This window comes from Oceanibaculum pacificum (assembly GCF_001618175.1).
Classification (GTDB): domain Bacteria; phylum Pseudomonadota; class Alphaproteobacteria; order Oceanibaculales; family Oceanibaculaceae; genus Oceanibaculum; species Oceanibaculum pacificum.
In genome coordinates, this window is record NZ_LPXN01000179.1 from 1 (window position 1) to 12,610 (window position 12,610).

Consider the following 12,610-nt stretch of genomic DNA (forward strand, 5'->3'; position numbering starts at 1 on the left):
AGCTGGGTGAGGGGAGATTGCGCACGCCGCTTTATGCTTCGAGACGCTCGCTGATGCTCGCTCCTCAGCATGAGGTCATCAGGCGGCACCGCCGGCATTCCAATACTCCCCTCGTCCTGAAGAGAGACATGGGGGGAAAGGCGGTGCCCCCCTACTCCGCCGCCATCCGCACCGCGGCCGCAGCGCCGCGGCGGTCGACCGCGACGATGCCGTTCTTCAGCACCAGGACGTGGTTGGCGGCATCGGCGACCGCATCGATGTCGGCCAGCGGGTCGCCCTTGACCAGCAGCAGGTCGGCGGCCAGCCCCTCGGCGATATGGCCGCGGTCGGTCAGGCGCATCAGGTCGGCGGCATTCTTGGTCGAGATGGCGATGGCGTCCATCGGGCTGATGCCGATCTCCACCATATAGGCCAGCTCGCGCGCATTCTCGCCATGCTTATTGTAGGGCGTGCCGGCATCGGTGCCCATGGCGAGATTGCCGCCGGCCTTGTAGTACAGGCGGATCGATTCCTTGTGCCGCTCGGCCACCCGTGCCGCCTTCTCGTAGGCGTAAGGCGGCACGCCATTATCCTTGTTGCGCACGATGTTGAAGACCGCCGCCAGGGTGGGCACGATATAGGTGCCCCGCGGCAGCATCTCGTCGATGCATTGCTGGGTCAGGAAGATGCCGTGCTCGATGGAATCGATCCCGCCGCGTACCGCGTTCAGGATGCCCTCCTCGCCCTGGGCATGGCTGGCGCAGGTCTTGTGGAAGCGGTGACCCTCGGCGATGCCGGCGGCCAGCTCCTCAGGCGAGTAATGCGCGTCTTCCGGATTCACGCCCGGCGTCATCACGCCGCCCGTCGCCATGATCTTGATCAGGTCGGAGCCGGCATGCACCTGCTCGCGCACCGCCTTCACCACATCGTCGACGCCGTCGGCGATGCGGCCGTAGCGGTTGCCGTGGCCGCCGGTCATGCAGATCATCCGGCCGGCGGCGCGGATCGTCGGGCCGAGCTGCTTGCCGCTGTTGCAGGCGTCGCGCACGGCGAATTCCAGGTAATCCTTGCCGCCGCAATCGCGCACCGCCGTGGTGCCGCCGCGCAGCGTGATCTGCGCATGCTCCAGCGCGCGCATGGTGATCTGGTCCGGCCGCGAGGATTGCATGAAGACGCTGGGATTGCCCTCCGCCCCCATGCAGAGATGCACATGGCAGTCGATCAGGCCCGGCAGCAGGCTCATGCCCTTGGCATCCACCTTTGCGCCGTCATAGCCGGTGAATTCACCGGCCGGCGCGATGCGGGCGATCTTGCCGTCCTGCACCAGCAGCGCGTGGTCCTTCAGGCTTTTGCCCGTGCCGTCGATGATGGTAGCACCCACGAAAAGCATGGTCATGTCCCTGTCCTTCAAACGAATTTTCTCAACAGCCTAAGCCATGCGGCGATCCTGCGCGGCCCTGACGAGGGCAAGGCTGGGCTGATCCGTCGGCATGGCTAGGCCGGGATGCGCCCCTCCTCGACGCCGTGACAGGCGACCTTCGCCCCGTCCGGCATGGCGATAGGCTGCGGGATTTCCGCGCGGCAGCGGTCATTGGCGAAGGGGCAGCGCGGATGGAAGGTGCAGCCCGACGGCGGGTTGATCGGGTTCGGCACCTCGCCAGCCACCGGCGCGCGCTCCTCGCCCTTCATGTCCAAGTCGGGGATCGTGTCCAGCAGCAGCTTGGTATAGGGGTGGCGCGGCTTGACGAACAAGGTGCGCGCCGGCGCCACCTCCACCAGCTTGCCCAGATACATCACGCCGACATCGTCGGACATGTGATAGACCACCGCCAGATTGTGGCTGATGAACAGGTAGGTCAGCCCCAGCTCGCGCTGCAGCTCCTTCATCAGATTCAGAATCTGCGCCTGCACCGACACGTCCAGCGCCGAGGTCGGCTCGTCGCAGATCAGGAAGCGCGGCCGGGTCGCCAGGGCGCGCGCAATGGAGATGCGCTGGCGCTGGCCGCCGGAGAATTCGTGCGGATATTTCAGGCCATCCTTCGGCGACAGCCCAACGAAGCTGAGCAGCTCGCCGACCCGCTTCTGCGTCGCCGCCTCGCCGCTGGTCAGGTCGAAGAAACGCAGCGGCTCGGCGATGATGTCCACCACACGCCAGCGCGGATTAAGCGAGGCGTAGGGATCCTGAAAGATCATCTGCATCTTCCGGCGGATCGGCACCATCTGCTTGCGCGTCAGGCCGGCGATGTTCTGCCCCTCGAACTGCAGCGCGCCGCGCGTCGGCGTGTAGAGGCCGACGACCAGCCGCGCCACGGTCGACTTGCCGCAACCCGACTCGCCGACGAGCGAGAAGGTGCGCCCCTTCTGGATCTCGAAGGAGACGCCGTCCACGGCCTTCAATATCTGGCGCGGCGCGCCTTCGATGACGCGGTTCAGGAAGGGCGGCGACACATCGAAATAGCGCGCCAGGTCATGTGCCTTCAGCACCGGTTCCGTGCCGGTCGCCGCCGGCTGCTTCAGGGCGGCGTCAGCCATGGACCGCCTCCTTCTCGTAAAGCCAGCAGGCGGCGCGCGTCTGCTCCACCTGGATCAGTTCCGGGCGGTCGACGAAGCATTTGTCGAACGCCTTCGGGCAGCGCGGGTTGAAGGCGCAGCCGCGTGGAATATCGGTCAGGCGCGGCATGGAACCGTCAATCTGGGTCAGCTTCTCGGTATCGTGGCCGATGGTCGGGATCGAGCCCATCAGCCCGTGCGTGTAGGGGTGCTTGGCATGCTTGATGACGTCGCGCACCGGGCCGATCTCCGCGATGCGGCCGGCATACATGACGGCCACCCGGTCCGCCGTCTCGGCGATCACGCCCATATCGTGGGTGATGATGATGACGCCGACATTGCGCTCCTTGCAGAGCTTGCGGATCAGATCGAGGATCTGCGCCTGGATCGACACATCGAGCGCGGTGGTCGGCTCGTCGGCGATCACCAGCTTCGGATTCACCGCCAGCGCGAGCGCGATCACCACGCGCTGGCGCATGCCGCCGGAGAATTGGTGCGGATACTGGTCGACCCGCCGCTCCGGCGCGGGAATGCCGACATCGGCCAGCAATTCCACAGCGCGCCGGCGCGCCTGGCTCTCGCTCATGTCGGTATGGGTCTGGATCGTCTCGACCAGCTGCCGGCCGATGGAATAGAGCGGGTTCAGGCTGGTCAGCGGATCCTGGAAGATCGCGCCGATCTTGCGCCCGCGAATCTGCCGCATCTTCTCATAGGGCAGATTGTCGATGCGCTGGCCTTCCAGGCTGATGCTGCCGGCGGCGATCCGCCCCGGCGGCTCCAGCAGGCCGATCACGGCGGCCCCGGTGAGGGATTTGCCGGCGCCGGATTCACCCACCACGCCCAGCACCTCGCCCGGCATGATGTCGAAGCTGATATCGTCCACGGCGGTCAGCACGCCGCGCCGGGTGGGGAACTCGATGCGGAGGTTCTTCACCTCCAGCAACGGCTTGGTATCGCTCTGAATAGCCATGTATCGGGCCCTACCGGAGCTTCGGATTGAGGGCGTCGCGCAGCCAGTCGCCCAGCAGATTGACGGCCAGCACCAGCACGGCGAGCGCAGCGCCCGGGAAAATCGTGATCCACCAGGAACCGGAGAACAGATAGTCGCTGCCGACATTGATCAGCGTGCCCAGCGAGGGCTCGGTCGGCGGCACGCCCACGCCCAGGAAGGACAGGGTCGCCTCGGTCAGCACGGCGCTGGCGAGGCCCAGCGTGGCGATGACCAGGATCGGCCCCATCACGTTCGGCAGCACATGGCGCAGCATGATCAGCGCCGGATGCAGGCCGATAACGCGCGCCGCCTGCACATATTCCTTGTTCTTCTCCACCAGGCAGGAGCCGCGCACGGTGCGCGCGAACTGCACCCAGTTGGCGAAGGCGATGGACAGCACCAGCACCACCAGCGCCAATTGTTCATGCACGCCGCGCGGCAGCACCGAGCGGGTGAAGCCGTCGATCAGCAGCACGATCAGGATGGCCGGAAAGCTGAGCTGCACATCGGCGATGCGCATGATGATGGCATCGGTCTTGCCGCCGACATAGCCGGCGACCATGCCCAGCACGATGCCCAGAACCATCGCCAGCAGCACCGAAAGGAAGCCCACCGTCAGCGACACCCGCGCGCCGAACATGATGGTGGACAGCACGTCGCGGCCCTGATCGTCGGTGCCGAGCAGGAATCGAGGGTCGCCCCCCGCCTCCCAGACCGGCGGCTTGAAGCCGTCCATCAGGTTCAGCGTCATCACGTCATAGGTGTTGTGCGGCGCAACCCACGGGGCCAGGAAGGCCAGCAGGAAATACAGCACCGTCACCGCGAAGGCGACCATGATGACCGGCGAATGCCGGAAGCTGTAGAACACGTCGCCGTCGAAGAAGCGGCGCAGCCCGTCGGCAAAGCGGAACCACAGGCTGCGGGTGACGATGATGTCGTCGGTGGAGTCAGTCATCGGGGCGCTCCTCCTCAATGACCGCCGCCGCTGCGCTCGACGCGCAGACGCGGATCAACGGCGTAATACAGCAGATCGACCATCAGGTTGATGACCACGAAGATGAAGGCGACCAGGCACAGATAGGCCGCCATCACCGGAATATCGGCGAACTGAATCGCCTGCAGGAACAACAGCCCCATCCCCGGCCACTGGAACACGGTCTCGGTGATGATGGCGAAGGCGATCAGCGAGCCGATCTGCAGGCCGGTGATGGTGATGACCGGCACCATGGTGTTCTTCAGCGCATGGCCGAAATGCACCGCCCGGTTGCTGAGGCCGCGGGCGCGCGCGAATTTGATGTAGTCGGTGCGCAGCACCTCCATCATCTCGGCGCGCACCAGGCGCATGATCAGCGTCAGCTGGAACAGGCACAGCGTGACGGCCGGCATGATGATCGACTTCCAGCCGGCGACGGTGAGGAAATTGGTGCTCCACCAGCCGATCTGCACCGTGTCGCCGCGCCCGAAGGAGGGCAGCCAGCCAAGCCAGACGGCGAAGATCAGGATCAGCATGATGCCGATCAGGAAGGTGGGCAGCGAAATACCGATCAACGACAGGGTCAGCAGCACCTTGCTGCCGAAACCGTGCCGGTGCAGGCCGGTATAGACGCCCAGCGGCAGGCCGATCACCAGCGCCAGCACGGCGGCCACGAACACCAGCTCCAGCGTTGCCGGCAAGCGGGTGGCGATAACGTCGGAAACCGGCCGGCTGAGCCGATAGGAGACGCCGAAATCGCCCTGCACCGCATTGCCGATGAAACGCGCGAACTGGATCGGGAAGGGATCGTTGAGGCCAAGCTGGACGCGCAGCGCCTCGCGTTGCTCCGCCGTCGCTTCCTGGCCGACCATGTTGTTTACAGGGTCGCCGACGAAATTGAAGAGCGAGAAGGAGATAAAGGCGACTGCCAGCATCACGATAAGCGATTGCAGCAATCGTCGAATAATAAATGCGAACATTCCGCCTGCGTATCCGAAGTCGGAGGACGTTGGGACCGGTAATGAAAATCGGACGGCCCGGACAGGAGTGCCCGGGCCGTTCCAGATGTTCGCCTGCCGTCTTACTTCATCATGACGTAGTGCAGGTCAACGTCGTTCTGCGGACGCTGTTTGACCTCGGCGACCGTGTTGGCGACGCCCCAGGCCAGCGCCTGCTGATGCAGCGGCAGATGCCCGAAATCCTCCTTATGGATTTTCATGGCTTCGCTGATCATCGCGTTGCGCTTCTCCTGGTTCGTCTCGACCCGGATCAGGTCGGTCAGCTCCTCGACGCGCGCATTCTTGTACTTGCCGGAGTTCCAGGTGCCCTGGCCCGCGCCATCCATCGTGATAATGTTTTCCAGCATGTTCAGCGCGTCATAGCTGCCCGGGGTCCAGCCCAGCATGTAGAAGCTGGTGTTGTTGCCCTGCTTCGCGCCGATCTTGTCGAAATGCAGCGACTTGGTCTGGGCGTTCAGCTTGATGTCCACGCCGATGCGCTTGATCATCGGCACGACCGCCAGGCAGATCGCCTCGTCATTGACATAGCGGTCGTTCGGGCAGTCCAGCGTGACCGGGAAGCCGTTCGGATAGCCGGCTTCCGCCAGCAGCTTCTTGGCGGCTTCCGGATCGTACGGATAGCGATCGTTCAGCGCCTTGTCGAAGCCGTTGATGCCCGGGGCGATCATCAGCCCGGTATTGGCCGAGGCGCCGCGCATGACGACGCGCTTGATCGCCTCCATGTCGACGGCCTGGTAGAAGGCCTGGCGGACGCGCTTGTCCTTGAACGGGTTCTTGCCCGTGCCCGGCATGTCCAGCAACTCGTCGCGCCACTGGTCGAAGCCGAGGAAGATGGTGCGCAACTCCGGCCCCTGCAGGACCTTGGCGTTGCTGGAATTGTTGATGCGCTGCACGTCCTGCAGCGGCACCGGATACATGACGTCGATCTCGCCGGACAGCAGGGCGGCCACGCGGGTCGCGTCATTGCTGATCGGCGTGAAGACCGCCTTGGTCAGGTTATGCGCCGGCTTGCCCCACCATTCGGCATAAGGCACGACTTCCAGCTTGGTGTCGGGAACCCAGGAGACCAGCTTGAACGCGCCGGTGCCGTTGGTGTTCAAATTGGCGTAGGTCTTGGCCGTGCTGCCGCGCTCCACCGTGGTCGTGTTGTTCTTCTCCGACCACTCCTTATCCATGATGAAGAAGTTCGGCATGTTCAGCAGCAGGATCGGGTCCGGGCCGCCGGTGACGATCTCGATCTCGTGATCGCTGATCTTCTTGATCTCTTTGATCGTGTTGACGGCGAAGCTCATCTCCGACTGCGGCTGCTTGATACGCTCGTAGCTGAACAGCACATCGTCGGCGGTGAAGGCGCTGCCATCGTGGAACTTCACGCCCTGGCGCAGCTTGAAGCGCCATGTGGTCGGGTTGACCTGCTCCCACTCCGTCGCCAGCGCCGGATGAAGCGACAGGTCCCACGCGCGGTGGACCAGGCCTTCATAGATATTGCTCTTCATCGTGTTGGTCGGACCCTCATTATTGATGTGAGGATCGAGACCGAGAATATCGCCCGTGGTCGCATAGCGGAGCGTCTTCGCATCCGCCGCGCCGCCGAGCGCGACCACACCGGCCAAAATGGCCGCCCCAAAAAGCTTGCGCATCCCTGCATTTTCCTTCTTCTAGCTTCCCCGGCTCCTATGGCTTCGCCATCGGCGGGGTGTTCTGCCCGAAACAAACTTGGTCATTCTGCCAAAGTTGCTGCTTCGGGTGTAGCGTTCTTTCCGTCGACACGCAATTCGATTCGCCGCTGCACTTGCGCCAAACCCGCAGTTTCCCTGGAGATTACGGCTAAAGTCCGGAATTCTTTTGCACTGCGATATGGCGGCAGCACGCATCAGATGCGACGCGGAGGCCGGTTGCGCCGAGGCCGGTTCCGCGCTACCCCGACTTGCCCCTTGCCACGAGAGAGCCGATTCCATGGATGTGATCAATTATTTCTCCGCCGATTATCAGGCCGCCCGCGCCAAGTTTCTGGAAGCCGCCAGCCAGGCCGGGCTGACGGTGGAAAACCACCAGAACCCGATGAAGGGGCCGGATGGCGGCGCGCTCTTTACCGATGTGGCGATCTGGGGCGACCCGAAGGCCGAGCGCGTGCTGCTCGCCAATTCCGCCACCCACGGCGCGGAAGGCTTCTGCGGCTCGGGGGCGATGGTCGGCTGGCTGCGCAGCGGCGCCTGGCGCGCGGTGCCGAAGAATGTGAAGGTGGTGCTGGTCCACGCCATCAATCCCTATGGCTTCGCCTGGCTGCGCCGGGTGAACGAGGACAATGTCGATCTGAACCGCAATTTCGTCGACCACAATGCCGGCTACCCGGAAAACCCCGATTACGACGCCCTGCACCCGGTGATCTTCCCCGAAAGCTGGGGCCCTGACAGCATGACCAAAATGCAGACCGCCTTCGACGCCTATAAGGCCAAGCACGGTGCCTTCGCCCTCCAGAAGGCGATCAGCCAGGGACAGTACGGCCATGCCGACGGCGTGTTCCATGGCGGCAACAAACCGACCTGGTCAAACCTCACCTTCCGCCGCATCCTGGAAAACCATGTACTGGGCGCGAAACATGTCGGCTTCATCGATTATCACACCGGCCTCGGCCAGTACGGCGCCGCCGACCTGATCGCCAGCGGCGAGCGCGGCTCGCCAGAGCTGGAACGCTGCTTCGCCTGGTACCAGAACGGCGTCAGCTCCTCGGCGCTGGGCAATTCCACCTCGCCGTCCCTGTTCGGCGTCATCAAGACCGCCGTTGTCGATATTCTGCAGGACGCGCAGGTGACCTCCATGACCGCGGAATACGGCACCTATTCCGTGCCGACCGTCATGGGCGCGGTGATCGCCGATAATTGGGTGCATCTGCGCGGCGATCTCGATTCGCCGCAGGGCAAGGAGATCAAGGCCCAGACCCGCAAGGCCTTCTACCCCGACGAGGATGACTGGAAGGAGCTGGTCTATCTGCGCTCCCGCCAGATCATGCAGCGCGCCGTGAACGGGCTGGCGACGGCTTAGGCGCCCGCGGAGCGCCCGGCGATCCCAGGCGTGAGCGTCTCGAAGCATAGGGCCGCCAGCTCCAAGATGCTCTTCCCGCCCCGATCCGCTATCCTGCCGGCATGACACCCAACCCCACCACCCGCGCGACCGTGCGCGCGCCGGAGATCGACCGGCCCGGCATCGACTGGCTCAACGTCCCGGCCCCGCTGTCGCTGGCAAGCCTGCGCGGGCGGCTGGCGATCCTGGATTTCTGGACCTTCTGCTGCATCAACTGCATCCATATCCTGCCGACCCTGAAGCGGGTCGAGCAGGCCTTTCCCGAGGATGTCGTGGTGATCGGCGTGCATTCGCCGAAATTCGCCGCCGAGCGCGATGTGGCGAATGTGCGCCACGCCCTGGCCCGCTATGGGATCGCGCATCCGGTGGCGCACGACCCGGATTTCCAGCTCTGGCAGCAATACGCCGTGCGGGCCTGGCCGACGCTGGTGTTCGTATCGCCCGACGGCTATGTGATCGGCCAGCATTCCGGCGAGCCCGATCCCGAGCGGCTGATGGAGGTGGTCGGGCAGGCGGTGAAGGATTACCGCCGCAATGGCGCGATGCAGCCGCGCCCGCTGGCGCTGACGCCGGAACCGGCCGCGCATTCCCGCTTCTCCTTTCCCGGCAAGATCAAACCGCTACCGACCGAGAGCGGCGATCCGATCTGGATGCTGGCCGATGCCGGGCATCACCAGATCGTGCTGCTGGACGATGCCGGCCGCGATATCGCCCGCTTCGGCAGCGGCCGCCCCGGCTTTAATGACGGCCCGTCCGACGGCGCGCGGTTTCGCGACCCGCAGGGGCTGGCGGCCGATGCGCAGGCGATCTACGTGGCCGATACCGGCAACCACGCGATTCGCCGGATCGACCGCCTGACCGGCCAGGTCGCCACCCTGGCGGGCACCGGGCGGCGCGGCTATGTGCTGCAAAGCGCGGTGCCGCTGGCCGATGCCGAGCTGGCCTCGCCCTGGGACATGACCCTGGCCGGCGACACGCTGTATTTCGCCAATGCCGGCACGCACCAGTTGGGCTATCTGGATTTCGCCCGCGCCGAGATCGTGCGGCTGGCCGGCAGCGGTGCTGAAAACATCCATGACGGCCCGGCCGGCGAGGCGGCGCTGGCGCAGCCCAGCGGCCTCGCCCTGTCGCCCGGCGGCGGGGCGCTGTATTTCGCCGACAGCGAGACCTCCTCGGTCCGCGCCGTGCTCAGCGACGAGGACGGCCCGCGCGTCGAAACCCTGGTCGGCAAGGGGCTGTTCGAGTTCGGCCACGCCAACGGCCCGTTCGAGGAATCCCGCCTGCAACACGCGCTGGGCCTCGATTGGTGGCCGGATGCCGGCCCCGAGGGCGGTCTGCTGGTCGCCGACAGCTACAACAACGCCCTGCGGGTGCTGGATTTCGCCACCCGCACCGTGCGCGATTTGGATGACGGCTTCGACTGCCACGACCCGGTCTGCTATCCCCTCGCCGAACCCGCCGGCGTCACGCTCGCCGGCGAGGACCGGCTGCTGGTCAGCGACACCAACAATCACCGCATCATGGAATATCGCCCCGCCCTGCGCCGCTACCGCACCTGGGCGGCGTAAGGCCTTGCGGCTAAGCACTCGATTTCTTACTTTTATAGGTAAGAATTAGGAGCCGAACATGCGCATTACCTCGAAGGGACAAGTCACTATTCCGGCCGACATACGGGAAAAGGCCGGGCTGCTGCCGAACACCGAGGTCGAATTCGAGTTCGATGGCAAGATCGTGCGCATCCAACACGCCCGGAGCCCCAAAAAGCAGGGACGCGGCGCGCGACTGGTGGCGCATTTGCGCGGACGCGGGGATGTGACGATGAGCACCGACGAGATCATGGCCCTGACCCGCGCCGACTGAGATGACCGCAATCCTGGTCGACAGCAATGTCCTGCTGGACATCATGACCGAGGATGCGCACTGGTACCGCTGGTCTTCCCAGGCGCTGGAACAGGCCGCCGACAATGCGCGGCTGGTCATCAACCCGATCATCTATGCCGAGATTTCGGTACGCTATTCCACCATTGAGGCTTTGGATGCGGCACTGCCGAAATCGCTGATCGAGCGCGAAGCCATGCCTTACGAAGCGGCGTTTCTGGCTGTGAAAGCCTTCATGATCTATCGGCAGCGAGGTGGGACAAGACAGGCCCCGTTGCCCGACTTCTTCATCGGCGCCCATGCCGCCATCGCCGGCTATCGGCTGATCACCCGCGATGCGGCGCGTTATCGAACCTATTTCCCTAAGCTCGATCTGATCGCGCCCAACCAATCCCGGCCTTAAAACCAGACCAGCCATGCAGTGCGTTCGGGCACTCCGCCATTGACGCGCTGAGGGGCGGACAGCCACAATTCGCCAAGTAGTCAGCGGCGATGACATTTTGATGTCAGCGGGCAGGCTGCGCTTTCGCTATTTCCAGAGGATTGACCCCATGACCTTCGTGCCGAATTCCGCGAGCGCTCGCGACATCGCGCATCATCTGCATCCCTACACCAACCTCAAGGTGCACGAGACGGAAGGTCCGCTGGTCATCACCCGAGGTAAGGGCGTCTACGTCTATGACGAGGACGGCAAGGATTATCTGGAGGCGATGGCCGGCCTGTGGAGCGCCTCGCTGGGCTTCTCCGAGCCGCGCCTTGTCGACGCCGCCGTGAAGCAGCTGAAGGAGCTGCCCTACTACCACACCTTCACGCACAAATCGCACCTGCCCAGCATCGACCTGGCCGAGAAGCTGAAGTCTGTCGCCCCGGTGCCGATGTCGAAGGTGATCTTCCAGAATTCCGGTTCCGAGGCGAACGACACGGTCGTGAAGCTGGTGTGGTACTACCACAACGCCATCGGCAAGCCGGAGAAGAAGAAGATCATCAGCCGGATCAAGGCCTATCACGGCGTCACCGTCGCCTCGGCCAGCCTGACCGGCCTGCCGAACAACCATCGCGACTTCGACCTGCCGATCGCCAATATCCTGCATGCCGACTGCCCGCATTACTACCGCTTCGCCCAGGACGGCGAGTCGGAAGAGGATTTCGCCACCCGCCTGGCCGACAACCTCGAAAAGCTGATCCTGAAGGAAGGCCCGGAGACGGTCGGCGGCTTCATCGCCGAGCCGATCATGGGCGCCGGCGGCGTCATCGTGCCGCCGAAGACCTATTTTGAGAAAATCCAGGCCGTCCTGCAGAAATACGACGTGCTGTTCATCGTCGACGAGGTGATCTGCGGCTTCGGGCGCACCGGCAATTACTGGGGTAGCCAGACCTTCGATCTGAAGCCGGACATGCTGTCCTGCGCCAAGGCGCTCTCCTCCAGCTACCTGCCGATCTCGGCGGTGATGGTGAATGAGAAGGTCTACCAGGCGATGGTCGTCGAATCCGAGAAGATCGGCGTGTTCGGCCATGGCTACACCTATTCCGGCCACCCGGTCTGCGCCGCGGTCGCGCTGGAAACGCTGAAGATCTACGAAGAGCGCAACATCGTCGAGCATGTGCAGCAGGTTGGCCCGCGCATGCAGGCGGGTCTGCGCAAGTTCCTCGACCATCCGCTGGTCGGCGAGGTGCGCGGCACCGGCCTGATCGGCGCGGTGGAGATGGTGCAGGATAAGAAGAGCCGCGCCTCCTTCGACCCCAAGCTGGGCCTGGGCGCGAAACTGGCGAAGATTGCGCAGGCCAATGGCCTGATCGTCCGCGCCATCGGCGATTCCATCGCCTTCACCCCGCCGCTGGTCATCACCGAGGCGGAGATCGACGACATGCTCGCCCGCATGAAGAAGTCGCTCGACGAAGCGCTGGCCTGGCTCGACGAGCAGGGCGTCGCCCACTCCTGAGCGTCGCCGGAATAACGGCCATCAGGGCCCCGTCCACGGACGGGGCCCTTTTGTTTTTACCGGCCCGCCATACCCTTCGAGACGCCTGCAGCGCAGGCTCCTCAGGATGAGGGCATTATGGGATTACCGCCGCTGCCCCTCATATTGCCGTCATCTCGGATAACCGGCGGCACGACTTGGTGACCCTCATGCTGAGGAG

11 protein-coding genes are annotated in these 12,610 nt (G+C 64.4%); 5 read left to right on the top strand and 6 right to left on the bottom strand.

Annotated elements, in window-relative coordinates:
• Positions 1-151: 151 nt before the first annotated feature.
• From AUP43_RS18320 to AUP43_RS18345, 6 genes are all read right to left on the bottom strand, one after another.
• Positions 152-1,375 carry a metal-dependent hydrolase family protein gene (locus tag AUP43_RS18320; protein ID WP_067560352.1) on the bottom strand — a complete coding sequence of 408 codons (1,224 nt, stop codon included), beginning with the start codon at positions 1,373-1,375 and terminating at the stop codon, positions 152-154.
• Positions 1,376-1,473: 98 nt separating this feature from the next.
• Entirely contained in the window at positions 1,474-2,511 is a 1,038-nt protein-coding gene (locus tag AUP43_RS18325; protein ID WP_067560353.1) for an ABC transporter ATP-binding protein, read from the bottom strand.
• Positions 2,504-3,499 carry an ABC transporter ATP-binding protein gene (locus tag AUP43_RS18330; protein ID WP_067560354.1) on the bottom strand — a complete coding sequence of 332 codons (996 nt, stop codon included), beginning with the start codon at positions 3,497-3,499 and terminating at the stop codon, positions 2,504-2,506. The genes AUP43_RS18325 and AUP43_RS18330 overlap by 8 nt, the downstream gene beginning before the upstream one ends.
• 10 nt (positions 3,500-3,509) lie before the next feature.
• Positions 3,510-4,475: an ABC transporter permease gene (locus tag AUP43_RS18335; RefSeq protein WP_084462914.1), complete on the bottom strand. Its 966-nt coding sequence runs from the start codon at positions 4,473-4,475 to the stop codon at positions 3,510-3,512.
• Positions 4,476-4,489: 14 nt separating this feature from the next.
• A complete protein-coding gene (locus AUP43_RS18340) occupies positions 4,490-5,473 on the bottom strand; it encodes an ABC transporter permease (RefSeq protein ID WP_067560355.1) in 984 nt (327 codons plus the stop codon).
• Positions 5,474-5,574: 101 nt separating this feature from the next.
• A complete protein-coding gene (locus tag AUP43_RS18345) occupies positions 5,575-7,152 on the bottom strand; it encodes an ABC transporter substrate-binding protein (protein WP_067560356.1) in 1,578 nt (525 codons plus the stop codon).
• 316 nt (positions 7,153-7,468) lie between these two features.
• Here AUP43_RS18345 and AUP43_RS18350 point away from each other — a divergent pair, with 316 nt between their 5' ends.
• The 5 genes from AUP43_RS18350 to AUP43_RS18370 all read left to right on the top strand — a co-directional run bounded on the left by AUP43_RS18350 (position 7,469) and on the right by AUP43_RS18370 (position 12,411).
• Positions 7,469-8,554, top strand: a complete 1,086-nt coding sequence (locus tag AUP43_RS18350; RefSeq protein WP_067560357.1) for a M14 family metallopeptidase — start codon at positions 7,469-7,471, stop codon at positions 8,552-8,554.
• Positions 8,555-8,655: 101 nt separating this feature from the next.
• A complete protein-coding gene (locus tag AUP43_RS18355; RefSeq protein WP_067560358.1) occupies positions 8,656-10,161 on the top strand; it encodes a thioredoxin-like domain-containing protein in 1,506 nt (501 codons plus the stop codon).
• A 58-nt stretch (positions 10,162-10,219) separates the two neighbouring features.
• The gene (locus tag AUP43_RS18360) at positions 10,220-10,453 is read left to right on the top strand and encodes an AbrB/MazE/SpoVT family DNA-binding domain-containing protein (RefSeq protein WP_067560359.1); all 234 of its coding nucleotides are present in this window, start codon (positions 10,220-10,222) and stop codon (positions 10,451-10,453) included.
• Position 10,454: 1 nt separating this feature from the next.
• Positions 10,455-10,874, top strand: a complete 420-nt coding sequence (locus AUP43_RS18365) for a type II toxin-antitoxin system VapC family toxin (protein ID WP_067560360.1) — start codon at positions 10,455-10,457, stop codon at positions 10,872-10,874.
• Between the two features lie 148 nt (positions 10,875-11,022).
• The gene (locus AUP43_RS18370; protein ID WP_067560361.1) at positions 11,023-12,411 is read left to right on the top strand and encodes an aspartate aminotransferase family protein; all 1,389 of its coding nucleotides are present in this window, start codon (positions 11,023-11,025) and stop codon (positions 12,409-12,411) included.
• The last annotated feature ends 199 nt before the right edge of the window (positions 12,412-12,610 follow it).

Coding starts and splice junctions, on each gene's coding strand:
- AUP43_RS18320 (WP_067560352.1), bottom strand. CDS start 1,375: ATGACCATGCTTTTCGTGGGTGCTACCATCATCGACGGCACGGGCAAA.
- AUP43_RS18325 (WP_067560353.1), bottom strand. CDS start 2,511: ATGGCTGACGCCGCCCTGAAGCAGCCGGCGGCGACCGGCACGGAACCG.
- AUP43_RS18330 (WP_067560354.1), bottom strand. CDS start 3,499: ATGGCTATTCAGAGCGATACCAAGCCGTTGCTGGAGGTGAAGAACCTC.
- AUP43_RS18335 (WP_084462914.1), bottom strand. CDS start 4,475: ATGACTGACTCCACCGACGACATCATCGTCACCCGCAGCCTGTGGTTC.
- AUP43_RS18340 (WP_067560355.1), bottom strand. CDS start 5,473: ATGTTCGCATTTATTATTCGACGATTGCTGCAATCGCTTATCGTGATG.
- AUP43_RS18345 (WP_067560356.1), bottom strand. CDS start 7,152: ATGCGCAAGCTTTTTGGGGCGGCCATTTTGGCCGGTGTGGTCGCGCTC.
- AUP43_RS18350 (WP_067560357.1), top strand. CDS start 7,469: ATGGATGTGATCAATTATTTCTCCGCCGATTATCAGGCCGCCCGCGCC.
- AUP43_RS18355 (WP_067560358.1), top strand. CDS start 8,656: ATGACACCCAACCCCACCACCCGCGCGACCGTGCGCGCGCCGGAGATC.
- AUP43_RS18360 (WP_067560359.1), top strand. CDS start 10,220: ATGCGCATTACCTCGAAGGGACAAGTCACTATTCCGGCCGACATACGG.
- AUP43_RS18365 (WP_067560360.1), top strand. CDS start 10,455: ATGACCGCAATCCTGGTCGACAGCAATGTCCTGCTGGACATCATGACC.
- AUP43_RS18370 (WP_067560361.1), top strand. CDS start 11,023: ATGACCTTCGTGCCGAATTCCGCGAGCGCTCGCGACATCGCGCATCAT.